Here is a 25951-nt window from a genome sequence, read left to right as displayed (position 1 = left end):
TATTGCGACCAAACAGACACACTCAGGTTAGATGCAACTGAAATACCGCTGAATTCACATATTCAGCCCGTGTCGGCTACACACAGCCATTCGTTTCTGGTTCAATAGCCTCTAATAATTAAACCCACAGATTATGGATGTTCTGTCGGGTACCAGAATCAATAAAAACAACGCAAAAACTCAGGGATATCCATTGTGCTTCAGGATGACCGCACACAGATACGCGTACGAAATCTCTACGGTGACCACTTCCTTATCACCAATAAGTCCATGGTTACAGGCTATGAACGCCTTCCCATTAACGACAAAGGGAGAGCGTTTCGTTTTATCTTTGATCTGGATTCCCATAGCAAGCACACAATCAACCAGATCAAACCCAATTCCATCAGGCAAAGCCACTCCAGAGCCGTAAGCCCAAGGGATGCCCTGATAGCCAGGCTCAGCTCTGGTGAGCTTCGCGTTTATGCCGTAGATCCAGGTCTTGCCAGGCGGAAACAGCAACTGGATGCCACCTATACCGCAATTCAGAGCCAGCTCGGCCAAATTATCTCAACCGAGAAGGCAGAAGCCACTGCCATTGAAAAAAAGCATCAGGAACGTTCCAACCTGAAAAGGCAGGCGTTCATCTACAACGATTCGGCGCAGGCCTTTACGAGGCGGGAAAATCCCTGCTGGTCTGGGCCAACGATGTCCACGATGTCATTTCCGCCCACAAACAACTGGAACGCATGGCTGATGCCGCCCTGGTCGCCGTACGCACCAGCGCCTTTGAGGATTGGGGACGAACCTTTTATTCAGAGTGGCGTGAAGCTGAATACAAGGAACTGGTTGAAGCGCTCGGATTTGATCCCAAACACATTACCCCGGAACTGTTTTCCGAAGCATGGGATCTGGCCCGGTTTTTATGGGAAGACGAACGCAGTAAAAAACTGATCACCCGCTTTGCAAAAGACTACGCCCGTGCCCAGCATAGTCTTGAAATGGCTGAATTGGCCGGTTCGGCCGCCTTTGAAGTGTTGTTGACCATTATTCTGGCAGCACTGACTGGGGGCGTTGGCGTGATTGCCAGTGCGGGTAGCAAAACCAAGTTAATGGAAAAGCTGAGAAAGATTGGAGAGCTTTTTGGTGATGTAGAAAGACTTAACGGCAAGAAGAAGCCCCCAGCTACTACAAGTATCACATACCAATCGGGTATCGGTTCTTCTCAACTAGAACTATATGAGACCGAAGGATCAGCTTATCACACAAATGAACCGCCAAAACCCGCAAGAAAAACGATAAAAGAGTCCTATGGGACCAATACTGCAACCTGGACCTTGGATGAAGCAGGAAAACCTATATCAGTAGAAGCCAGACTCGATTCCACATATGATTCAAAACGCTCCTCAGAGGAGAAGGCTCTACAGAAAAATGTGGGCGGTGATGCACGTTTAGACGATGATGATGGTGGACATATGTTAGGTCATCGGTTTATGTCAGATCAGGGCGAGAAAAACCTGTTCCCTCAAAATTCCAATCTGAACCGCAGCGCATACAAGAAGATGGAAAATGAGTGGGCTGATTGGACTAGCGAAGGGTTCCAAGTAAAACTCAAAGTAACTCTTCACCCCCCTGGATCAAAACGCCCTACAGATATAGTAGCCAAATACACTGTAATTGACCCGGCAACTGGAAAAGCGGTGTTTAAACGCAGAGAGTGCTTCAGCAACACATTGGGTGAAACATATACACGAGTTTCAAAAAACGACATGAAATCTTTCAGGAAATGATATGAAAATCGATGACAAAATAGTTTTAGAGATTGGCGCAATGATCCTTCAGTGCGAAGATGTTATGGAGTCTAAATGGGATTTTGTTTCTTTTGTTTTTGATATTTCTGACAACCATATTGCTAATAGTGGTTTTTTATACATTGACGACGAAATATCTCCCGCAAGTGCAGAGATTGAAGACGATCCCCTGAGACTAGATGACAAGATTATAACATTAAGAGAGAAGGTCAGACAGCAATATGGTGAAAGCTTTAAACAGTTGCTTATTCAAATGGAAAGCAAACAGAACAGAATTAAAATCAATTTCGAGTTTGATAACCCTGAACGCTGGTCAATCAACCCGAAAAACATCATAGATATGCGAGAGCATTTACGACCGGTCTTCGACTAAAACGTAGCAATTAACATCAACTCAAAGATAACACCCCCATTAACTAAAGCCACTCGTTTAAGAGCAAGTGGCTTTTCCCTCTGAGGGTAAAAAGGTGAAAATATGGGTGCATATGATGATCTCATATCGGAGGTTCAAGCAGGGGGTAGACTTGAAAACTTTGAGCGAGTTGATATAGAAATAATTCAAAAGTTGAGAGCCGTCTACCCAGGCTTACCAGATGACTACACTTCTTTTTTATTGGAAATAGGCTGTGGGGAAATAAAAAAAGCATCTTTCATCATATATAATGCAGTTGTATCGCTTGATGAAATCTATGACGAATCAACAGCAGATCTTATCGGTAATACTATTATTTTCGGTGACGATATGCAGGGTTACTGTTCTGGGTTTGACATGGACAATATGTGGTCAGTCGTTGAAATAGACCCCGCTGACATGAGCAGCAAGAAGACTTTCAATACATTTTCCTCATTTATTCGAGCTAAAGTCTATGAGGTCTGAACTCATTCTGAAGTAATTATTCCTACTATCACACATAAAATATAACTCTTAAGCAGTGACGTAAACCGGGGACTTAAGCCCCCGGTTCCTTATCACTCACTATCACTCCAAAATCAAACAACCGGCTGCTCCCAGCCCACATTGTTATCATCCAGATCATCCAGTGAAGTACCAATCAGCGTCAGGGTATTATCACCACTGTCGTCCAGCGCAATCACCAGATTACGGCCCTGTTCGGTTGAGGCATTGCGCACATCATCCAGCGTGGTGAAGTCGAGACCGTTAAGCAACAGACGATCACTGCCCGCTTCAAAGTCACGCACAGTGTTGTGGCCTGAAGCAGCAACCAGATCGAAGATATCCCGGCCGGAACCACCCAGCAGCCAGTCATCCCCGGCACCCGCTGCCAAGTAGTCATTACCACTGCCACCGAGAAGGCGATCGTCACCGGCTCCGCCTTCCAGACGGTCATTGTGGCTGCCGCCCCAAAGCTCGTCATCACCCTGACCGCCTTGCAGCTGATCATGGCCGACATTGCCGATCAGCACATCATGGCCCTTGCCGCCATCCAGCTCATCGTTGCCGTCTTCACCAAACAGCTGGTCATTGCCTGAGCCACCGGCCAGATAATCATGCCCTGAACCACCATCCAGCAGATCGTTGCCTTTACCGCCCATCAGGTCATCATCACCTTCGGCGCCAAACAGCTGATCCTGCCCGTTACCACCCACCAGATAATCGTTACCGGAACCGCCGTGAAGAAGGTCATTGCCTTTGCCGCCGTTCAGCTCATCATTCCCCTGCTCGCCATACAGACGATCATTGCCGTTTTCTCCGAACAGGTAATCATTACCGCTGCCGCCCTGGACTTCATCCTTCCCGGCTCCGGCATACAGCCAGTCATTTCCGCTGTCGCCACGCAAAGTATCGTCACCCTCACGACCGAAGAGCCAGTCATCGCCGCTGCCACCTTCAAGCAGATCATCGCCGCCCATACCGTCAAGACGATCATCGCCGGCTTCACCGTACAGGCGATCATTACCCGCTGCTCCCACCAGCATGCCGTCACGGCTGCCATCGGTTTCCACCTTCGGCCCCTGCAGCACAGTATCTTCCCGCTCGGCCAGATTCTGGATGCGGGTATCATCTGCAGCTGAGGTATCTTCAGCCTGATAGGGCTGATCACTGAAGTTGGCCAGCAGATACTCGGCCAGGGCATCCTGTTCACTGCCCGGTGCAGCAAAGTCCGAGGCACCGGTGTCGGTCAGAACATCACCGAGATGAACGACATCGGTTCCTTCCGCAAACGGATAACCATCACCACCATCAGCCAGGAAGTTGAGTGTCACGATCCGGATCGCCATATCCGCTGCAACAGCCAGCTCGCCATTCTCCACCAGCACCTGCACGATCTCACCCTGCTCGTTAACAATCGCAGCAGAGCGGATACGGGAACCCGCTTCCAGCGTCGTATCAAAGCTGAAGTGGATACCACTAACCTGGGCAAACTGGCCCGGAGTCTGGCCCTCGCCAGATGCAGCCACACCGTGCTCCAGCACTGCGACCAGCTGTTCAGCGGTCAGAGTCATCAGTGTCAGGCCGTTATTGAATTTCAGGGTGTTCTCGATATCCAGCTGGGAGATATCCCCGGCCTGTTTGCCGGTGGCCGGATTTGCCTCCGGAGGCTGCTCGCTGTAGCTGCCATCGGCCTCGCCCACAATGGAACCGATCGGTGCACGGATACCGCCGCCATTCTTGATCGAAACCATCACGCTGCTGTCGTAAGCCTGGGCAGCGGCGAGATTGGCATCAGCAGTCAGATTACCGATATTGGTCTCTTCAGTACGTACCTCTTCCCTGCGCCCTTCCAGGAACACATCGGTACGGCCCAGAATATTGCTGTCTTTCTCCTCAACAATATCCTGCACGGCATCGGTCAGATCCTGAACCAGATCACCTTTCGTGCCCTCGGCAAAGGCATCCTCAGAACCCCAAAGCTGTTCAACCGTGTCATCCGTAGCCGCATACGCACCGCTGACGTCTACATCGGTCGCTTCACCATTCTCATCAAGAATGATCCTGCCTTCGGCATCAAAGTCGATCACCAGCCGGCCCACATAGCTGTACTGACCATCGGTACTCACGATAACCGCCGGATCACCATCGGCATTGGTAGTGGTAAACGGATAGTCCTCAACCGCCGTATCGCCGTCGTGCAGCACATCGGTTTCGTCGGCCTGCAGAGTATCGGAGCCACCGGCAATCACCACATCCACGCCATGCAGAAGCTGCACCAGTTCTTTCTCCAGAGCGATCTGCTGCAGGTGAGAGACCAGAATAATCTTGTTCACTCCCTGTTCCATCAGCTGATCGACATAGGGTTGCAGCACATCCGCCAGCGCCTGCATATCGTAAGGATCATCGCCGTTCTTGACGGTGGTTCCACCCGGTGAGGAGATCTGAGCCAGCAGTGGTGTAGTAGCACCGATGACGCCTATCTTCTCACCACCTTCTTCGAGAATGGTCGCCGGAGCAATCTTGGGAACACTCTGCCCGTTTTGAGCAGGACCGCTCAGGAACGCATCCGCAGGCAGAATCTCATCCGTCGCCAACCCGCTCAGGTTCGGATCATTACTGAAATCCAGATTGGCGCTGAGATATGGGAACTGACTGCCCACCCAGCGATCATCCGCCAGACCGTCACCTTTATACTGCGGTGCCAGAAGATCAGCCAGCACAGAAGTGCCGACATCAAACTCATGGTTGCCCAGTGCCGCAGCATCAAAGCCAATGGCATTCATAATGGAGATATCCACCCGACCGCCGCCTTCCCGGAGGCCCTGATAGCTTTCATCACCAGAGAGACCATAGAGACTGTTGTAAAAGTCGTTAAAGACGTCACTGTCACGGAACACGCTACGGTCTTCCGAGGCCGAGAAGAAGGGGCCAGTCAGGTAGTTATCACCGGCGGACAGAGTAATGCTGTTGCTGTAGGTGTCTTCCAGATGATCAACAATGGCGGCAAAGTTGGCAGCACTGCCGATCGCTTCAACGCCACCTTCCAGATCCGAGGCATGGAGAATCTGCAGAGTGAAGGTGTCGTCTTCGACAGCCGGTTCACCAATGGTCACCTTAGCCACCAGCGGATCGTGGTCACTGGCCTGATCGGCAAACTCGCTGTTGATATGAACAATATCCAGCTCGGCACTGCCTGCCAGATTATTGCTGACCAGCACCTGATCAAGCACCTGGGCATTGCCCTGAAAGTTGTAGGTGTGCACATTCTCCGAGAGACCATCAATCAGATTGGTCATCACGTTTTCCGCATCTTCACCTTCAATAACATCTGCCGGACCTTCCCACTCAAAAGAGTTGAAATCACCCAGCACCATCACATTGGCGTCAGCATTCTCAGCCAGAATCCCATCGACAAAATTATTGATGGCCTGCGCCTGTTCCATACGTTCTTCATAGCCATTATTGATAAATGGCTGCTCGGCACCATAGACCGGCGTACTGCCATATTTGGACGACAGGTGCACATTGACCAGATCAACGGTTTCACCATTAAACTCAAACTGGGCATAGAGAGGCTTACGGGTACCATCAAAGGCACTGTCGGTCAGTTTAACCGCAGAGTCTTCGACATAGTCGACACGGTCCGGGTTATAGAGATAACCCACCCGAATATTGCCACCGGGCTGACCACCATCGGCATTATTGGCCGGGTCCAGCTGTACCACTTCATAGCTCGGGCCACCGGCGGCTTCGATAGCATCAATCAGTTTCTGCCAGGTCTGATCAGCAGACGGGTTGCCACTGTCGCTGGCACCATCGTTATCCTGAATTTCCTGCAGGGCGAGAATATCCGGGTTGCCCAGATTATTAATAATTTGCTGGGCCAGCTGTTCAAAGCGGGCATCCGCATCCTGAGCATCCAGATTCTCAACGTTATAGCTGGCAACCGTGAGTTCATTCGCAGAGCCGGTCAGCGCAGTCATATCTTTCTGCAAGCCGCTGGGTGTCACAGTGATCGCTTCTGTAGCTTTCACTTCATAGTTGCCGAAGTTGTAATCCAGTACTCCGGTTACATTACCCAGCTGATCCCCAACATTGACATCAACCTGACCTCCGGGCAGCAGATCATTATCAAACTGGATCTGAACCCGCTCTGGGTTCAGATCGTTCTCACCCAGCGCAAGCCCACCACGGTCGTTGGTACCGGTTGCGTTATCGCCATTGTCCGCGACGGTAAAGATTTCACCGTACTTGTTCGTTGCGGAAACGGCTTTGGCATCCTGAATCGTGACGCGCATCCCTTCCAGACTTTCAAAGAAGTCGATGCCATCGGTTTCAGGGTCATAGGAAGTCAGACCATCGTCGTCAACATTCTCGGTTGGCAGTTCACGACCGCCCTCACCGATTACAACAGCATCCGGCAAGGCATTGCCGGAACTGACAACAACCAGATCGTTGATACTGGTAAGCTGTGTCGTGGAAAGGTTGCCGGTACTGGCACCGCCGGGAATATATTCCGCAACTTCGCCCTTCAGAGTAATGCTGTCGCCTACTGAAACGGTTGGCGTGCTGTTGGTAAACACAAACAGAGCATCGGAAGTGGCGATATCACCATCCCCTTCACCTTGCAGATAAAAGCCGTTGGCATCCACAGCCGTCACAATACCGGCCGTGGCAACAAGCTGCCCCACGTATTCTGAGGTGTGACCTCGGCCCTGAATCTCGTAAATGGCTTTTACCGCCGGGCCGGTTGGATCGGTCGGGTCTGTGGGCCCAGTGCTGTCCGGCACATCATTCGCCGCTCCCGGAGTATTGATGACTTCGCCTTCTTCGGCTGCAGGCGCGCCGTCCAGCAGACCATCGCCATCATAATCATTGCGGACAAAGTCGTTAGCGGTGTCGGTATCTTCGCCATTAATCCGGGATGCACCGCCCACTTCATAGGAGATGCCATCAAAGCCCGGAGTTAAAACAGCCGGGCTGTAGGTAAAGCCCTGACCATTGCTGTCCAGTTTGGCAACGGAGTCAACAACGTTCGTGAATGGCAGGCTGCTATCCAGCTCTCCATCCAGATCGGTATCAACGGAATCGCCTTTGCTGCCGGTAAAACCCTCAACCAGCAAAATGGTTTCTGTACCGTTTTGCAGCTGGTTATTGGCTTCGATGGTCCAGAAACCACCCTCATCGGTGGAACCCAACTGGAAGGCGTTGGTAATTTTTCCAAGGTTTGAGCTGGAGCTGTCGCCTTCTATGGTGAGCAGCCAGAGGTTGGAGTAATCCGTTAGCGGATCGCCCAACACTTCAATAAACTCATTGGTGTCCGTGCCTTTATGATCAAAGACAAACTCATTAATCACCGGTGATTTCGCCGCCATTTGTCAGTCCTTTTGTCAGTCCTTTTGTCGTGATAAGTTTTCCTCAACGGCCTGTAAACAGCCCGGCTAATCCATGAGGAATGGGAAGCACTTAAAACAACTTGGCAGGGAAATATGTCAGCGCAGTGAAAGATTAATGAAAGTTATTGCGCAGAGAGGCAAACAATAAAAAACGGCAGATGCCCTAACGACAACTACCGTTTTTAAAGCCGGACAGCGCAATTACTGTCTGGCCTTCTTCCTTTCCAGCAAGGTATCGATATGACGACCACCGCGAACCTGGAAGTTATCCGTGTTCATGGCACCTTTGCCGGGCACGCCATCAACACAGAACACCAGACGACGCTGTGATTCCTCACCAGTGAAGTCAGGCTCGTTGGCCAGCAGAACTTCCTGTCCAGTTGCTGTCAGCACTTCCTTGGCCGGAGCAACAACCATCAGCTGTTCCATCAGATCATCGGCATCTTCAGTGCCCAGTACGGCAAATCCCGACTGCACGCCCGCCAGGGTGTAGTAGGCAAAGCTCAGGGCCACCATTAACTGCTGGGCAGGATCTGAGAAGTTCATGGTCTTGTACTGTGGTGAACGTGGATCGGTACCATCTTCACCACGCATGACGTCCAGCTGCTGCTTAATACCACCTTCTACCTGATCAAAGAGGTCCTCAGTCAGTTCAGGACAAACCTCTTCGGCCTGCAGGCCGTATTCACCCAATTTGCCTTGCGCCAGCAACGGAGCAATCGTCTCCTGGCCCATCAGCTCCCGACAGCCAGTGTAAGCCGCATGCATTTCCTGAGCATTCAGATGCTGAGGCTTAACAGCATTCAGCAGTCGTACAAAGGTTTCCGGCTCCTGTTTGGCCAGAGCGGTCATCAATGCCGGCTGGAACGGTGAAACAGCAAACTGCAGTTCAGCTGCCAGCTGCGCTTCGGAACAACCACCTGTGCCAATCAGACCTTCGGCTCTGGCTACAGCCATCACCTTCTCTTTATGGGCCAGTGGAATATTCACCGGGGTGTTGCGCATCATATGATCCCGAAGAATACCGCGATCACTATCCGTCAGCTTTTTGGTTTCCGACAGCTTCAGGAAAGCCTCAATACCCATATCGTTGATCAATACTTCGTTGTAACCACACCAGAGGGTCTGCATCCGCTGAGCGAGTTCCGCATCGGTTCTGCGTTTGATCTCGGCCGGAGAGAACTTGTCGTTTTTCTGGTGCCCAAGAACCTTGGTTTCACAATTGGTGCGAATATCGTCCCGTACCTTGCCCAGGACCTCTTTAGGAGAGTTGTACTTTTTGCGGTTACGCTCCAGTGCGGTCTGCTTGATCAGCTTGCGCCGCACAACCGTCGTTTCGGTCTGCATCTTGTGAGCCAGTACCGGCATCACATCGACCACCAGACGATCCTGGTGACAGACGTCATCTTTAGCAAAAGTGGCTTTATTAGCATCCAACTCGCTGCGCTTGTTATCGAGTATGCCCTGCAAGGTATCACAAGACTTTCTCAGTTTTTCCAGTTCCTTCGCATCCTGCTCTTCCGGGCCTTTGCCCTCTTCTTCTGCAAGCGCTTGCTGTTTTTGCTCCAGTGATTTCTTGATATCTGCAATATCCTTGGCAGCACCAAACAAAGAGATCATCTTGATATTCATCCCTTTACCCAGGGCCGTCTCCTTCAGGAATTTGTCATCAACAAACTCGCCCTTGCACTGACAGTTGGTAATACCCTGGCGGGACACATTATTGATCTGGCTGGCCATCTCCCAGTCGTGGTTGCGAATGGCCATCCGTACCTGCTCCAGCACATCAACCATAGTGGCCATAGTCTTCTTGCCACCCTTGATGCCCAGCGCCTTACCTTCTACATGGTTGGCACACATATACAGCATCTGATAGTGGGCCATCAGTTCCAGATAAGAGTCACGCATCAGCTTCTGCTGTACCGGTGACACGGTTTCCTTGTCTTTCACAAAGCGGGTTACGGCTGCGATATAGTCACCCATCGCATCCAACACCACTGTCGTGTCGTTGGCAGCCAGACCTTTTCCGGTAATATCGATCAGCTCTTCAGGAACAAAGGTATCCTGCTGTTCAACCACCGACTGTTCGACTTTGGCTGTTACTGTGGTGGCTTCCTGAACCTTGGCACGGGCCTTCTGCGCTGCAGCCAGTGTACTTGGCTTAACCAGGGCTGCTGCGGTGTGGGCACGCTTTCTGGCCTGATGCATATTGGCCACAGCTTCCGATTCCAGCACACGATCTTTACCCCGGCTGTTTAAGGAACCCTGTTCCAGCTGAGGAAGCTGACGCACACACAGAGATGCGGCAGGATTCTGGGTCAATGGCACCATCGGGCTGAACAAAATCCCGCCCTTGGGCTCAGGCTGCTGCTCCGAGATGGTTTGTTGAGCAATATTGGTTGCCAGCGGCTTGAGAGACATTTCATCAACCGGTGACTGCTGCATCATTTGAATAGTGGCCAGAGTCAAACCACCCTCCAACGCCATATTGATGCCTTGATCCTGAGGATCACGCGGGGGCAGCTCCCAGTTGTCGATGGAGTCACGATCAAACAGATCGCCGCCTTCACTGCTGTTTTCGCTGGAGCTGGAACTGGAGGAGTCCTGACGCTTCAATAACGCAGGTATAAGACTGAGTTCCGGGGCAGGCTCGGCATTCCTTTCATTCAATTGGCGAGCAATCAGGGGATTCGTATCATAATCCTCAGCCAGATCACTGAGATCGATATCCATTTTACTGGCGCCGCGGAATAGATTAACAACTGGCTCAACCAGGCCGACAGTCCAGCCCCACAGCCCACTGACCATCTTGCCGCTGCCTTCTTTCAAGGAAGAAAAACTGTTGGTAATCGTTTGGGTAATACTGCCGGTTACACTGTTGGTGCTGTTCTGCCTTTCCATTCTGGCCTCCCGAGACTCTAAAAGCCCTGTTTATTCCATTAACATGCTTGTTAGACACTATCTCGAAAGGGCGGTTCCCAAACAATTCGACCTTGGTCGGATACTGCGTCATACAGTACCCGACCAAGGTCGAATGCAGGTTTATCCAGCGGCGGTTATGACGCTTTCAGAGTATTGTACATAGTCGGGTGAACCATGCCGATGGCGGTATCGTCTACCTTGTAGCCGGTCAGGCCACAACTCACCATCTGCTGCTTCAGTGCGCCGCAGGCGATATGGGAGTTGGTGTGGTTGTCCATCATCTCTGGGCTGGTGATGTCCTTGCCCAGAGTCAGGTTCGACCAGACCGGAGCCTCAGGGCTCTGCTTGCGGCGTGCATGGGCGGCACAGGCATCGGCAATAATCGCCTTGTTGGCATTATTGGTACGGTCCTTGGCACTCTTACAGCCATCAATCAAACCCTGGCCGATGCGGTTGACGATCTCATCCACCAGCCATGGGCCGTAGAAAGGACGGTCACCGGCATGGTGATACTGGCGGTAGGAGATATGCGAGCGCAGTTCACGGCACAGGGCAATCAGCTCATCGCGTGCCTCCGGTGCCAGCTTCTGGCCGGCCTCGGAAGCGAGGTATTCACCCACTTCACCACCAGGCAGACCATTATCTTCACGGCTCTTGCCAATCAGCTTGGCCATCGCCTGATCATTGATCTGGTCCGCCAGTTCAAAGGTGCGGAAGGCCGTTGACAGTGCGCCGTTAAAGCCCAGCATATTCACCGGGAAGACAAACATCTTCGGCTGCAGATTCACCTTGGCACTACGGGCATTGGTGCCACTACCAAAGGTCAGGGTCTGAGGGGCAGCGGACATTCTGTCCATCGCTTCCTGGGTTTCCTGCACCATCATGTACTCGTTCTCATGGACACCCTGCTTGCGCAGCTGATCCGGAGACAGGTAGCAGACATAGTTCATCTTCATATCTACCGGCTCCTGCTCTTCCGAGTTCGACAGTGCCTCATCCAGCTCCGGATAGCGTTCCAGGTTGGCGGCTGCCACCAGGCTCACACCCTGCAGAAGACGCTTGTCGGTCATCGCATGGCGAACCTTCTCATCCTTTTCCTGGTAAGGAACCATGGTACCTTCACGAACTTCACGACGGACCAACTGTTCCTTGCTGTCGAACACTTCAACGACAACCAGCGTCTGACCATCTTTGGACATCCGGTTGGCGGAGCAAGGGAAGCGGCCATCCAGATTCAGCGGATCGTTGATCACAACGCCTTCCGAGGTGGTCATATCAAAGTCTTTGGCCGGCGTATAAGTCACCGTATAGGTATGCAGCTTGCCATCGACCCGCACCGGTACCTTGTATGAGCAGTGGGCCAATTCAGACTGGCTTTCCAGACGCGCAACCACCGTTTCACCAAGGCGCTTTTTGCCACCTTTGAACGGCTGAACAATTTTGCTCAGGGCAGAAGCATGGCTGTTGACCAGCTTGACCATATCCTGGACTTCAATCTCGCCTTCCTTATCCGCAGCCACCTGACGGCTGGCCAGCTCACTATGGAGTTTGGTTGACAGCTTGGCTACATCATTGAAGGCCTTTTTGAATTTCTTTTGCTCTTTACGCACCTGATAATCGTGGATCGTCTTCTGGGCACCATCGAGCTTTTCAGCCTTTGCCGCCGCCTTGGCTTCGTATTCAGACTGCAAGGCTTCCAGAACAGCCAGAGTATCGGCTTCCCAGGCGTTGATCTGCTTCATGGTCACCGACATCTTGCGATCATCACTCTTCCGCAGCGTTTTGAGCTGCTCCTGACGATCCAGCAACTGACCAGCCATAACCTGAAGATCATCCTGAATGGCAGCAACAAGACCAGCATTCTTACTGGTGATCTTGTCAAAGCTGTTCACCTTGTTCAGTACTTTATCCAGCTGATTGATCTGCTCCTGCCAGGTGCTGGCCTTACCACCGTAGATCGGGGCATAGACTGCCTTGCCAACTTCATCGACCAGACCAGAGAAACGCTCCAGCAGGGCCTTGTCATCACTCATGGAGCGATGCTTCTTCATCGTCTTAAAGTCACCCTGCACCACTGGCTGGGACAACATAACCCGCTGCGCCCGTGCCAGATTCACCACTTTTGGCATTAGCCTGTGGGTGCGGGAGACATAGGTCTTCATAAACTGGTTGAAAGCTTCCAGCATTACCTTCTTGTTAAAGCGCTCCACTTCGCCCAGAGTACGGGCAAAAGTGGCAGCCAGCTCGGCATGCTCGGATTTTGGAATAGCCTTAAACTCTTTCCGCTTAAGCTGGCCGGAGATAAAACTGTTGTTACGGGTGGTATCCAATTCTCTGGCCACATCGCTGCGCACCAGCTTGTTGGTGGTTTCTGCAGCACTGAGCACACTGCGCAGGGAATCTTCCGGAGAGCTGGACTGAGGCAGGCTCTGGATATTCTGCAGGGTTGGCATCAGGCTCTGCAGCATGCTCTCTTCACCCTCATCCCCCAGATCCAGGTCTTCAACCCCGGAGTCATCGCCACTATCAAGCTTCGCTTCTTCTTTCAGACCCTTGTTGTATTTCTTGACCTCGGCACGGACCTGCTGCTGATTCATATCCCTGAGACTCTTGGTCATCAAGTTGCGAAGATCCCGGGTATTCAGGGTTTGCGCCCGGGTGCGAGACGCATCCAGATCAAAGCCCTCACTGTCGGTAGAGCTGTTACTTTCGGAGTGACGCAGGGTGTGCGGCAACGACTGAGCCATCAGGCCAGACATCACCAGATTGTGTTCTTCATCCGACAGCTCGGCTTCGCTGTCCGTGTCATTGCCGCTGTCGCTATGGATATACAGATCGGAATCACTGGCATTGCTCTCAACGGAGTTCTGCTTCTGCAGACGGTTACCCGGAACCTGGCTGTTGATGCTCTCGAGCAGCAACTCGTCCACAATCATCTCTTCACTTGTTTCAGACTGCGGCTGCTCGTTCACATCCACAGAGGCCGTCACACTGACCGTTTCCGGCGCAACAGGCAGAACAGACTCTGTCACCGGGGCCGTGCTGATCTCACGCTCAACCACTGGGGCTTTCGCAGGCGCCGTCCGACGGGAAGGATCAAGATCTTCCAGACGGGATTCGATGTAGGCATCCGCACCCAGCTTGGTAAACGGCCAGGAAACGAGAGTCGCGGACACCTGCCAGACGCCGTAAATCGCAGATGAGGCCCAGCTGGCCGCACCGCGGGCGTAATCGAACCACGAAGAGGATTGTGATGCTTGAGCACGTCCTGTGCTGTCATGATTTGGTTGCATACCCGCGACCTCCATAAAGAATATCTTCTGGGGACTTGGAAGCAGACTGTAAGGAAAAGTTCCGATTTGTGATATTCGACAAAGGTCCTAGAGGCCTTATAGGGCAAGGGTTTTCTACGAATGTCAGCCGCACTGTCTGGGTCAGTCAGCAGAAATAACAAAAACTGTAACCGGCAGCTCTTCTGGCAAAACAGGCAGCCCTTCTGCCAAAGCAGGCAGCCCTGCTGACGCTCCTCAACCAATGCTCAGGCTCGCTGTCTACCGACTTTAGTAGCAGGCTCCTATGACGGGATTACGGAGAGAGTGATGGCCAAACAACTAAGCGGTGGAGGCAGCCCAACCACGGTTGCACGGGAGCGTGGGCAAACACTGAATCCGGCCATGTCTCTGCCCACGGGTGATCAGAAGCCGAATCGGCCACTGTTTCAGCCCCCATCCTCCCGCACCACCAGCCAGCGGCCGTTTAAGCCGCTGATGGCTCGCCAGACCTCCCTGCCCCCGGTACTGAGTCCGGTGGTCAGTGGCGCCGACCTTTCAAGTACAACAACTGAAGACCCGACCGCGAAATTCCCTGCCCCACCGACACTGGTGCAGATGCGTAGATGGCTGGGGCAGTTCCAAAAGCGGACTGACTGCTTTCCCGCCATGAACCGCTCCCTGATTGATGGTTCTATCACCTTGTATGCCGTACCTGAGCACAACAAGCATCTCCATTGCGAGCCGCTGGCCGACTTCTGGCAGCTCTACCGCACCCAAACCCAGAGCTGTATCAACGATGCCTTGAGAATCGGGGCTATTTCCCAGGAAAAACACCGGAGTCTGAACCATGATCTGGATGAACTTCCGCAGAACTGCTGCAGTCTGCAGGGATTTATCCTGACCCGTATCGAGCCTCTGGAAACCCTGCACCTGCTGGGTAATATTCACTGGGAGGTGGCTCAAAGCCATATCAACAGCGCAGATACTATTGTGGTTTCTGGCATTGGTAGCCTGGAAACACTCAATTCTCAGCTGATCTGCTGGCTGCAGCTGCTTCAGTCCCATGACAGTCATTGTCAGTATTTTCTCACCCGTCAGGCGCTGGTGTGGCTTGATCAGCGCCTAAGCCAAACCCATCAGCAGCCAGAAGTTGCTCAGGCTCTGACTGACTTCCAAAACCAGTTCACTGGCGGCAATACCTGTTCTGCACGCACTCTGGAAAGCAAACTGTCTATTTTGCAGATTACCCTGAACAGCGAACTTTATAGCGAGTTCCAGCGGGAAATCACCGAGATGTTTACCATATTGGGGAAAGGCCAGCAGGCTGCAGCTATCCAGCCTTTGAGCCGGGCCTATCAGCTCTATGACGAGCTGCGCATTCGTCTGGGCCGCCATGACCCGGATAATTTACTGATGGTCAGCCTGTTTCGTGAAGCCGTTATTCATTTTGGTGAGGCCACAGCAAAGCAGTATCTGATCGCACTGCTGGCCGACAGCTCCACCGTCCGGGATATGAAAACTGAAATCATGCTGGCCAGTCAGGAACGGGATAGCCTCTCTGAAAAAGTGCGCTCCAGGGCAGTGAAGTTCAATGCCATGCTCGATGAATTGATGGCTCAGATACTACTGACCATTCCCGGTTGCCGCCCACTGGCAGTTGAGCGGTATCTGGCCAGCATTCACAAAAGCCTGTCGACTGATCCCGAAAGCAAGCGACAGGTTATCAATACGCTGATGAAAATGCTGGCGCCGTTGAAGCCAACATCGTCCAAGGTTGCGGGTCTGAATCTGGAAGAACAGGACACTCTCTATGAATCACTGGCCACCAGTCATATAGAGCAGCTGTGTGATGACCCCAAATTCAGTGATATTTCCACCCTCAGGGCCCAGCTGATCGATGCCATGGAGGCGAATGCCACTCATGGCCAGGTGAACCTGCTTGGACTGCTACCCAGCCCCCCCATCGAACGCACCTGTAAACTCAAGTCACCGTTAATCACGGCACTCGCCCAGGAAGAGACCTTTCAGGCGCAGCTGATTGATCTGACCGACAGCGTCAGTCGAGAGCTTTCCCTGATGCAGCCCGGGATTATGACTCACCAGAAAAATCGCAGAACCTTCAAGAATACACGCCTGAAAAAAAGGCACTCCCAGCTCTGACAAAGCTGCATACACTGAAAGTAACCCTGCAAAATACACGTGAACCGATATGGATATTGCCGCGGGCCTGTTCTGGCTGACCGATGTTTCTCCCTTTTCCTGGACCAATATCGGCACCGCTGTTTTGTGCGGCATTATTGTTGGGCTCGAACGACAGCTACGTGGTAAACCGGTCGGTATTCGGACCGCGTCGCTAATTCCTCTCGGTACTTATCTGTTCCTGACCAGCGCCTTCTATCTTCAGGATGAAACCGGACAATCCTCACGCATTATCGGGCAGGTCATCACCGGTGTTGGCTTTCTGGGTGCGGGGGTGACATTGGTCAAGGACGGTGCGGTGGTGGGTGTCACATCAGCGGCAACGATCTGGATGCTGGCGGCAATTGGCATCATGATCGGCACCGGTCATGCCGCTGCGGCGGTAAAACTGGCCTTACTGACCGTGGTTATTCTCTATGGTGTGGATCTGGTTGAGGCCAAGACCAAAAGCCTGACCAAAGGTGTCCATGCCCGACTCCGTAAAACTCTTCCCGAAAAGCCCTGGCGCAAACAATAAGGTCTCGGACTTAACGCCCTTTTGCCTGTCGCTTTAACTGCTCGAAACGAGCCTGCAGATCACGTTTGGCCACGGATTTGTAGCGGGGGTTATTTTCCGGACGGGTCAGTACCCGACGAAGGCAGCTCAGTCGGGCCGAGGAAAAGTCGGCCGATTTAAAGCCTCGGCTCAACAATCCATCCAGCAACAGGCCATCGAAGCGTTTGACCTTCCTCTGATGCCGGTACACCCCGCATTCAATCTTGGCCGCCAGTGCCCTGTCACCGAACTTGCGGAAGGTCTTCTCTAACGGAAAGCCCTGTGCCAACAGAAAGGCATGGAGAGAGGCAAAGGTCCACTCGCTTTCCGCGCTACCTTGGTCAAGATCGCCTTCATGATCCACCTGATAGCACTTGCTGTGATTCAGCCGTATGGCCAGTGCGGTCAGGCTGTGCCCCTGTTTCAGACCACGGCGAACAGACCTGACCACGCCCCGCTTCCAACTGGCGGTGCCCGGCTTCATCATCAACAGCCCATCATCATCCCGGGGACGAAGCGCCTCAAGCACACCGGCAGGCATGGATCGACGCAACCGTTGAGGCAAAGTCGTCTGAACCAGTCTCCAGACCACCCGCAGATGGGCTGAGTGATGGTGGGCCATCTCCTGCTCACCGGCATCCTCCAGTACCAGCCGGGTATAGCGGAATATCTGGGGATTACGCCGCAGCCGTGTTTCGAGCCGCTTCATCAGGACATCGGTATCGCCGTCATAATCGGTATCAAACAGACTGCGGGCATGCTCGGCCAGCAGCACCAGAGGATCGGCTTCCTGCACGCCCCAGGCTTTCATCAACACGCGTACGGCTTCCGGGCACCACTGGCGGAACTGTGTCCGCAAGAATGCCGGCAGTTCCACCTGCGCCAGTGTCCGGTCATGGGCATCGGGATTGCGGCTCAATGCAGCCACCTGCAGTCGGCCAGCCAGCTCCTCGGCATCACCACCGGAGCAGAGAAACAGCGCCATCGCCCGCCGATAGGCCATGCTTTCCGGATCACAGACCTGCAAGGTGTCTATAGGTGTCCATTGATAGGCCTCCAGATCTTGCAGATGCTCCGGCACACAGGCTCCACTCTCATGGATTAGATGCCGGGTCAGGGCTGGACGATTGGTTTCCACGGCTTTGATTGCGGTTTTAATCTCCGGCCGATCCAGCCAAATATCCCGATAGGCATAGGTCAGGCTGGAGTGAACCCCACCGCTGCCCGTGTTCACGCCCTGCATTCGGCGCTCCAGCAAGGATTTGAGGCTCATCGCATAACGTTCCGGCTCAACGCCTATGGCCCGCAGGCCTTGCTCCCCCAGAGCCAGCCAATCCGTTTGGTTATGAAAAGCCTTGGGAATCTCCGGTAGCGCCGGAATCCGGTAGGGATTGCCCCGCCCATCCCAGATGCCGTCCTTATGATCACCATGGAAGCCATGCTCGCTCATCCGCTTCAGGCACTCTTTGGTGGATTTGCCTAACTTGAGATAGCGAATAGTCTGACGGGCCAGAGCCTCACAGTATTCCGATCTATCGCTGCGGTAACAGGCCATCACATCAAAATCATTGGGGCGCTGATCATCAACAATCAGATTGCGGATTCTGTCCGACTCCGGATACAGATCCCGCAGACAATACACAACCGAATGATTCCACGGCGCCTGAGGGCTGATCTTATCCGGCCAGATATCAGCCGGTGTCAGGCCCAGAACATTCATTCGTCGCTGCAGATGATCGACATAACCGGTGTTGTCTCTTGCTGCCAGCAAGGCCGCCAGAGGAATTAATTGGCGGGCCTGTTGCTTCGCCTGACGACGCTGCTCGCCCGTTACCACAGAGGCTTTGGTGCAGCGTTCCACCACCGATAAAGACAGCTCACCCTGATGACGGAAACCATAAATATGGGCCACCATCTCCAGATGGCGGGACAGGTTATCACTGGTGACCGGCAGCACGGTCAGCGTGGTGGGATCGACCATTACAAACCCAGCCTCCGCCAGAGTTTCGGCCAAGTCCGTATTGAGCTGCCCCTGCTGCATCAACGCATGGGTTTGGTCCAGATTCAGCCGTTGCCGGAAATCGGCCGGGGGAATCAGCAACAAATAATGGTTGGGGGTTTTACCGGTATAACCGGCCGGCTGGCAATAGTTCACTTCCACCAGATAGGATTTGCGGGTTTCGGTCTGGCTGGACAGCCACAGAGCCAGCCAGAAATAACAGCGGTCATCACAGCGGACAAACTTCAACTGCCGGGCGGCTTCTGCCTTCACCAGCACCCGATGCTGCCGCTCATCCCGTGAATCCTGGGGCAACACCTCTTCCGTCAGGGCTTTCAGCTGATCCTGAATATCGGCATTCCGGGTTTCAACCATGCGCTCTTTGAAGCGCTTGGTGGTTGCTCCCACATCCACCAGCGCATACTGCTGACTGAGCTCCATCACCTGTCGCAGCTCGGTCAGGGAGACCGGTTCCGGCATCCGGGACAACCAATCAGAGACCCGCCCTTCCCGCTCATGGGCCGGTAGGCGTAATAGAGCCTCCACCGCCGGTCGGTATTCCACCGGAGTTCCAATCCACTCCGGCACATCCGAGTACCAGCAGGAACCGGCACTGCTGCCATAACCCTCATCGACAGACATTGAGCAGGCGATACTACCTTGATCATCTGGGCTTTGATCATCCATGCCCTGACCAACAATAGATTGGGGAAGTTTGTTAAGTGGTATAGAAACCGGCAGGTTCTTAACAGGTTCCTCAGTCAGGTCAGGCCCAAAGGGAGACGATTCGGATTGATTCCAATACAGGGATTCGGTATCAAACCAATCCTCACCGGAGAGAAAGCACAGATCATCATCAGATTCGGGTACGATTTGTCCCTGAAAAGATGGCGTACATGCCTCACTTTCCATATCCGATTCCAGCTCACAGCCTGAGCTGCTGGATGAGCTGGAGCAACGGCTCAGTTGAGGGGATACAGGAGAAGATGCTCTTTGAAGCTCTGGCTCTTGAAGCTCGGGCTCCACCGACATCGGCATCACAGATCGTGGGTGCTGATGGGCGACTTGCGGCCTGACGGGGTTCTCAACCCGCCCCGGCTGTCGGTACTGCCACTGGAGAGTCTGAAACTGGCGCACAGTCTTTCGCCACAGCGGCCGGGCGGCGGTGGGCTTAACGATACGGCCTGACCGTTTGGCAATCCTCCCAAAACCTGTCTTCAAAGCCGAACGTGGGGCGTTATGCATTTTCATCCTGCAATCCCTGGCAGAAGTCTAACCGCTTGGACAAGCGGACAGCGGGAAAGTGCCGGAACTGTCTTCCTTATTACCGGTCAAAACAACGGGGATGCTGCGGCTTGTGCCCGGCAGTATCGGCTTGGCGGGTTTCGACAGGGATGGTGTATGGAACAGATACCCAGAACAGCGCTGCATGACACCAGAGTGCATAGCAAAAGCAGGCCCGGCAAACAGCGGCCTCTCAGCCTGCCAGTGGCCCGCAAAACGAGTCAGGGCCGCAGTGTCGCAAAGGGTAAAGGGACAAAAAGGCTCCAGCCACCACCTCCCCGGCACAAAAAACCAAAACAAAAGCAACGCAGCCAGCCCAGAGCTGTCGACAGCCCACCACCTCTACCCCCCATTCCTGTTCGGATCAGAGACTGGTGTGACCGCTTCCCTGTGGGCTGGAATCAACATCTGATCCCGGACAACACGCTTTATCTATGCCCGGAAAGCTGGCTGCCCTGGATGCACTACCAGCGCCTGGACTGTCCACTTAACACGGAGATGTCCGGCCGTTTATGGCCCGCCATTACTCAGCTGATTACGGTGATTTATCTGCTTGACCTGCGACATCAGCGAGGCCTTCACCTTTCATCGCAGGCTCAGGATCTGCTGTTGGCTATGTGGCAGCAGCAGGCGGCCAGCTTTGGCCTTGTCTGCCCGGAAGAAGTGAAGACCTCTCTGTTTTTATGCAAAACAGCTCTGGCCAATCATTCACCGCTTACCGGTCAGCAAAAACATTTTCTTATGCAGTTTATTGCCTGCCGTACCATTCAGGCCGGGCTGAAGACTGATATTTTCCTGCTGATGGGGAATCTGCCGGTGCAAGCTCCGGCTATGCATCATCGGGATATGGGCGTGGCTGCCAACGATCAGCAAACCATTATCGATCAGGGTGTACGCCTGTTTGGGAATCACGGCCCCCAGGTTGTGTCAGCGATGATTGAAAGTGTTGACCGTGAGGATGATACGCCACCACCCGCCGGCTGTGGCATTCCGGATCAGGTCTGGCGGCTGGCTATCACCTTTCAGCGGATCTGGTATCCCCAGACCACAGTGGATCTGAGCAGGGAATTTAATGTCGGGCGAGAGGACAAACTGAACTCCGAATACTTTTCCACCATCATGGGCTACCTGTTTGGTTCTAACAGCAGCCTAAATGAAGCCCGCAAGCACAAGCTGGCTCTGCTGCTGGATATGGCGCAATACAACAAGCAGGTGAATCTGACACTCCATGACACACCTATCAACTGGCGGGACTGGCTGCTGACTTTCCAGCATGGCAAGCATGCCCTGCCTGAGCAAGAAGGCTCGCTGTTGCCATTGCACACCCAACATGCGCCATTACAGCCTTTGTTTCCGGCCCCGGTGTTCTATCAACCTACGTCATCGACAACACCGACGGAACAAGTCGTTTATGAAGAAAGCTGCCCACAGACACCAGGCGAAGAGGAAAATGGGATGGACTGGGATTACCAACCGCCACGCCCACAACCACCGTCGAGGCCACAGCGTTACTCCCGCCACTCGATCAGTGGGCGGCCGCTGTCAGAGTCCGAGTCAGATGATGACTATGACAGCAGCAACCCGCCGTTACCAACAGTGTCCAGGATCAGCGCTGCCAATAAACGAATGCCGGTTGGCAGGAAGCAGATGACACACCCTCCAATTCTTGAATCGGATTCGGAGGATGATCTCTAGACTCAGCCTTGATTCAACGCATCAAAATCTGAAGCATCATGGCGTTCCGGCAGCTGTTCCTCCGGGTTGCCCCAGCCCTTGTTGACTATGCGTCCACGCTTCACAGCCGGACGGCTGGCAATGTTCTCTGCCCAACGCAGAACATGGGTATAGCCTGCGGCTTCAATAAATTCCGCCGCTTCATACAGCCCACCCATAACCAGCTGACCATACCATGGCCAAACGGCCATATCGGCAATGGTGTACTCATCGCCACACAGAAAAGTATTGTTGGCCAGATGCTGATCCAGTACATCCAGCTGACGCTTCACTTCCATGGTGAAACGATTGATCGGGTACTCGAACTTCTCTGGAGCATAGGCATAGAAGTGGCCGAAACCGCCACCCAGAATCGGGGCACTCGCCATCTGCCAGAACAGCCAGTTCATGCATTCGGTACGTGCAGCGGGTTCCGTCGGCAGAAAGGCATTAAATTTTTCCGCCAGATAGAACAGGATCGAGCCCGATTCAAAAACACGCTGAGGCGGGTTAACACTATGATCCACCAGCGCCGGAATCTTGGAGTTGGGATTGGCGCCAACAAAGCCGGAACTAAACTGACTCCCTTCGAGGATATTAATAATCCAGGCATCATACTCAGCATCAACATGACCCGCAGCCAGCAGCTCTTCCAGCATAACCGTAACTTTCACCCCATTCGGAGTGGCCAGTGAGTAAAGCTGCAAAGGATGCTTGCCAACCGGTAGGTCTTTGTCGTGTGTTGCACCGGCAACCGGGCGGTTGATATTGGCAAACTTGCCACCATTGCCCTGCTCCCACTTCCAGACTTTCGGTGGGGTGTAAGTGCTGGACGAATTCTCGCTCATAGCAAACGCTCCTGATTGTGATTCTTTTGCTGCTCGTGCTTGTGCTTTTGTCTGAACAAAGACTTGTACTGCCAAAACCTGAAAACGGATTCACAGACGACAGAATGAGAACATTAGCTTAATAATGCTCGCCATTGTCGTAATAATTCACCGGCTGCAGATGGGTAAAGATCACCGCAACATCCTGCTCCGGCTGACCATTGGCCTCACGTACCAGGCGGGTGATAACACGGGCGATCTCATCCTGAACCGCCTGCCCGCGATCGAAGTAGAGCACTTCAACAAATGGATAGGCATCAGAAGGCTGACCGGCAAAGAAGAAGCTGGCCGGAATATGCTCAATGGTAAAGTCCCCTTCAGGGCTCTCCATCAAAGTGTGAAGCTCATCCACCAGCGGCTGGGACAGCTGCTGGACATACTCAGGGGCTATGGCACGAAAACGGAAATGCGGCATCCATAAACTCCGGAAATCGGCGAAACAAATCCGGATGATAACAGCTTATGGAGCCGCTGCTATGCTTAGCGACAAATTCCCCGCAGGAAGCCTTTATGCAAAGTCGCTCCGAGCAGCTGGCCTTCTTTAACCAGATGGATTACCCCTACACCCATGTGTGTGCCGAGGTAGAAGTCCATCCGCTGCTGGACTATTGCGAGCACCATCACATCAGCAGCTATCTGGCCCTTATGCATATTTTTATGGGGATTGCCCACCAGACCGAGTGGATGGCTACCCGCATCAGAGGCAACGACACCATCCGCCATCAAAACCTGCGGGTGGCAACCACCATGCTGGGCAAGGATAGGAATGTCCGGTTTATCCGTATGAACTGGCTGCGCGACTTCAAGGCTTTTCTTGAGTTGGCTCAGCCTCTCTTCGATCAGGCCCGGGAGTCGGACGACTTTACTATCAACTTTGATTCGTCCGAACTTTGCGAAAGTGACGACATTATTATTCTCAGCTGCCTGCCCTGGCTGCGCTTTACCAGCGTCGGCACGCCTGTTCCTCTCAAGAAGCCGGATCAGATACCGCGTATAGGCTGGGGCAAGTACACCCCGGTTGGCGACAAAATCATTATGCCGGTGGGCATACATGCTAATCATGCGGTTGCCGATGGTTATCAGCTGTGTGTGTTTTTTCAGGATCTGGAGAGAATAATCAGTGCGCCTGAGCAGTGGTTTGCATAACTAACAATCCCGCCACGGATGACCGTAGCGGGATTCATTAGCATGGCAATCTTACGGATGCCATTAATACATCAGATCAAATATCCATTCCTGAACATTCACCAGCCAGGTGCGTTTAAACACAACCTCACCGTCTTTCACCGTCATATTGGCTTCGGCTTCGGCAATTTTGTAACGATCCATGGTGAAGAGGTCGTCGTTCATCACCACAAAGTCGGCACTCATCCCCTCTTTGATCATGCCCAGGCTGTTTTCTCTGCGCAGCTGGTAGGCGCCACTGCGGGTATAGCCCGTCAGCAGTGCTTCAAGCGTCAGTCGTTCCGAGACAGGTTCCATTAATGGAGCATTCACGCCTCCTTCCAGATCCTGGCGGTTATGAGCAACCTGCATACCCAGAAACGGATTGGCACGCTCCCACTCTGCAGGACTGATAACATCGCTTGAAAACGACACTGTTGCACCACTCTCCAAAAGCGGCTGAGCAACATAGACCCGTTTATTGCGCTCCCCGATAACAGCATCAAGATAATGCATAGGGTCGCCATGCCACTGCGGGGTAAAATTGGCAACCACTCCCAGCTCGACGAAACGCCCCATATCTTCTGGTTTGATTATTTCCAGATGGCACAGGGTTAAGCGGGTATACAGCTTGTCACCCAGCTCTTTCTTCACAGTTTCATAGGCATTCAGTGCAATCGTTGTCGCCTCGTCCCCGACAACGTGAATATGCAGATCAATCTCTTCATCGTTGATATCACGGATAAACTGGGTCAGTTTATCCTGCTCGACCAGAATCCCGCCCTTGTTACCGGGATCATCCAGATATTCCTCGGACATCCCCGCAGTACGAATCTCCTTGATGCCATCATAATGGATCTTGATGGTATGGAACGTCAGGTTTTCCGTGGTATAGCGGGAACGCAAACGATGGAACTCGCTGATGGCGTTATCAAGATGCTCTGGCAGATAGACGTGGTAAACACCCTCATAACGCACTGGCAATCGCCCTTCGCGATCCATTTTCGCCAGGACACTGTAAGTCTCGTCATCATGGGCCAGATTACCGGCATCCAGCAGAGATGTGACGCCATAAGAAGATAATGACTCAAGAAACAACTCCAGAATCATTTCAAAGTTGTCGTTGGTTTTAACGACAGAGAACAGGTAAGGCATCGCCGCAAATTCCGTAACCCAGCCTGTTGCTTCACCCTTCTCGTCACGAATAAAGCCAGAAACGCCCGGGACAGGATCCGGGGTATCGTCATCAACCCCCATGGCCTCCAGCGCCTTGCTGTTCACCCAGACACTGTGCCCCCAATACTCCATAAGTATTACCGGGCGGTCATTCACGATAGCGTCCAGATCTTTTTTATGGGGCCCCTTCACACCATATTGCGCAGCATCCCAGACGCCTCCCATAATGATGGGAAGCTCTGGATTGTCGGCCGCATAATCAGCCAGCCACGCGAGTGTATTGTCATGGGACATCTCATCCGGCATGGGTGCAACCTGAGCTAAAAAAGAAACCAGCCCCGGATGGGTATGGGAGTCTATCAACCCGGGTAACACCAGCTTGTTGTCCAAATGTTTTTGATCAGTCTGGGGGCCAATCCAGCGACTGATATCTTGTTGGCTACCCACGGCAACAAACTGTCCATCTTTAATCGCCAATGCCTCAGCCCACGGCTGGGTGGTATCCATGGTTTTGATTCTGGCATCGGTATAGACGGCATCCGCAAAAGAACCGGTATCAACCTCTGTCGAGATGGACTGGCAGGCCGTTAAACACAGGGTGGCACTCAAGATAGCAACACTGGCAAACAGTCGTTTGCATGAGGCCCCGGTGATGAGTGTGTTCATTATTTTGTTCACTCTTATCATGACAAAGGCTGCGGGCCCCATTGATAATGAGG

Annotated in this window: 15 protein-coding genes; 7 read left to right on the top strand and 8 right to left on the bottom strand. The window is 53.0% G+C overall.

Features of this window, described 5'->3' with window-relative positions; translation table 11 throughout:
* Positions 1 to 180: 180 nt before the first annotated feature.
* Entirely contained in the window at positions 181 to 543 is a 363-nt protein-coding gene (locus EHSB41UT_RS11655; RefSeq protein WP_087109988.1) for a hypothetical protein, read from the bottom strand.
* A 185-nt stretch (positions 544 to 728) separates the two neighbouring features.
* Between EHSB41UT_RS11655 and EHSB41UT_RS11650 the strand changes: the two genes are divergently transcribed.
* From EHSB41UT_RS11650 to EHSB41UT_RS11640, 3 genes are all read left to right on the top strand, one after another.
* Positions 729 to 1769 (top strand): DNA/RNA non-specific endonuclease, encoded by a 1041-nt coding sequence (locus EHSB41UT_RS11650; RefSeq protein WP_087109985.1) that lies wholly within the window; start codon positions 729 to 731, stop codon positions 1767 to 1769.
* 1 nt (position 1770) lies between these two features.
* Positions 1771 to 2163 (top strand): hypothetical protein, encoded by a 393-nt coding sequence (locus EHSB41UT_RS11645; RefSeq protein ID WP_087109983.1) that lies wholly within the window; start codon positions 1771 to 1773, stop codon positions 2161 to 2163.
* Positions 2164 to 2265: 102 nt separating this feature from the next.
* A complete protein-coding gene (locus EHSB41UT_RS11640; RefSeq protein ID WP_087109981.1) occupies positions 2266 to 2667 on the top strand; it encodes an SMI1/KNR4 family protein in 402 nt (133 codons plus the stop codon).
* A 113-nt stretch (positions 2668 to 2780) separates the two neighbouring features.
* On the opposite strand, the gene EHSB41UT_RS11635 is transcribed toward EHSB41UT_RS11640, so the two are convergent.
* The 3 genes from EHSB41UT_RS11635 to EHSB41UT_RS11625 all read right to left on the bottom strand — a co-directional run bounded on the left by EHSB41UT_RS11635 (position 2781) and on the right by EHSB41UT_RS11625 (position 14296).
* Entirely contained in the window at positions 2781 to 8060 is a 5280-nt protein-coding gene (locus tag EHSB41UT_RS11635) for a 5'-nucleotidase C-terminal domain-containing protein (RefSeq protein ID WP_087109979.1), read from the bottom strand.
* Between the two features lie 222 nt (positions 8061 to 8282).
* Positions 8283 to 10982: a hypothetical protein gene (locus tag EHSB41UT_RS11630; RefSeq protein ID WP_087109977.1), complete on the bottom strand. Its 2700-nt coding sequence runs from the start codon at positions 10980 to 10982 to the stop codon at positions 8283 to 8285.
* Between the two features lie 155 nt (positions 10983 to 11137).
* A complete protein-coding gene (locus tag EHSB41UT_RS11625) occupies positions 11138 to 14296 on the bottom strand; it encodes an inositol phosphate phosphatase SopB (protein WP_165767233.1) in 3159 nt (1052 codons plus the stop codon).
* 306 nt (positions 14297 to 14602) lie between these two features.
* Here EHSB41UT_RS11625 and EHSB41UT_RS11620 point away from each other — a divergent pair, with 306 nt between their 5' ends.
* Together EHSB41UT_RS11620 and EHSB41UT_RS11615 are read left to right on the top strand one after the other, a co-directional pair.
* Entirely contained in the window at positions 14603 to 16435 is a 1833-nt protein-coding gene (locus EHSB41UT_RS11620; protein ID WP_087109972.1) for a hypothetical protein, read from the top strand.
* A 49-nt stretch (positions 16436 to 16484) separates the two neighbouring features.
* Complete coding sequence (locus EHSB41UT_RS11615; protein WP_087109970.1) at positions 16485 to 16991, top strand: MgtC/SapB family protein; 507 nt, start codon at positions 16485 to 16487, stop codon at positions 16989 to 16991.
* Between the two features lie 10 nt (positions 16992 to 17001).
* Here EHSB41UT_RS11615 and EHSB41UT_RS11610 read toward each other — a convergent pair whose 3' ends face one another.
* The gene (locus tag EHSB41UT_RS11610; RefSeq protein ID WP_133060484.1) at positions 17002 to 20259 is read right to left on the bottom strand and encodes a hypothetical protein; all 3258 of its coding nucleotides are present in this window, start codon (positions 20257 to 20259) and stop codon (positions 17002 to 17004) included.
* 150 nt (positions 20260 to 20409) lie between these two features.
* Between EHSB41UT_RS11610 and EHSB41UT_RS11605 the strand changes: the two genes are divergently transcribed.
* Positions 20410 to 21987, top strand: coding sequence for a hypothetical protein (locus EHSB41UT_RS11605; RefSeq protein ID WP_087109966.1), 1578 nt, complete (start codon positions 20410 to 20412; stop codon positions 21985 to 21987).
* Between the two features lie 2 nt (positions 21988 to 21989).
* On the opposite strand, the gene yghU is transcribed toward EHSB41UT_RS11605, so the two are convergent.
* Both yghU and EHSB41UT_RS11595 read right to left on the bottom strand, forming a co-directional pair.
* Positions 21990 to 22853 carry a glutathione-dependent disulfide-bond oxidoreductase gene (gene yghU, locus EHSB41UT_RS11600; protein ID WP_087109964.1) on the bottom strand — a complete coding sequence of 288 codons (864 nt, stop codon included), beginning with the start codon at positions 22851 to 22853 and terminating at the stop codon, positions 21990 to 21992.
* A gap of 118 nt (positions 22854 to 22971) precedes the next feature.
* Positions 22972 to 23307, bottom strand: coding sequence for a DUF1904 domain-containing protein (locus EHSB41UT_RS11595; protein ID WP_087109962.1), 336 nt, complete (start codon positions 23305 to 23307; stop codon positions 22972 to 22974).
* A 95-nt stretch (positions 23308 to 23402) separates the two neighbouring features.
* On the opposite strand from EHSB41UT_RS11595, the gene EHSB41UT_RS11590 reads away from it, so the two are divergent.
* Entirely contained in the window at positions 23403 to 24038 is a 636-nt protein-coding gene (locus EHSB41UT_RS11590; protein ID WP_165767232.1) for a CatA-like O-acetyltransferase, read from the top strand.
* 63 nt (positions 24039 to 24101) lie between these two features.
* On the opposite strand, the gene EHSB41UT_RS11585 is transcribed toward EHSB41UT_RS11590, so the two are convergent.
* The gene (locus EHSB41UT_RS11585; RefSeq protein ID WP_165767231.1) at positions 24102 to 25898 is read right to left on the bottom strand and encodes an amidohydrolase; all 1797 of its coding nucleotides are present in this window, start codon (positions 25896 to 25898) and stop codon (positions 24102 to 24104) included.
* Between the last annotated feature and the right edge of the window lie 53 nt (positions 25899 to 25951).

The organism is Parendozoicomonas haliclonae (assembly GCF_900174585.1).
GTDB lineage: Bacteria > Pseudomonadota > Gammaproteobacteria > Pseudomonadales > Endozoicomonadaceae > Sansalvadorimonas > Sansalvadorimonas haliclonae.
The sequence above is the reverse complement of the archived record's forward strand: the minus strand, read 5'-3'. Positions and strand labels throughout refer to the sequence as shown.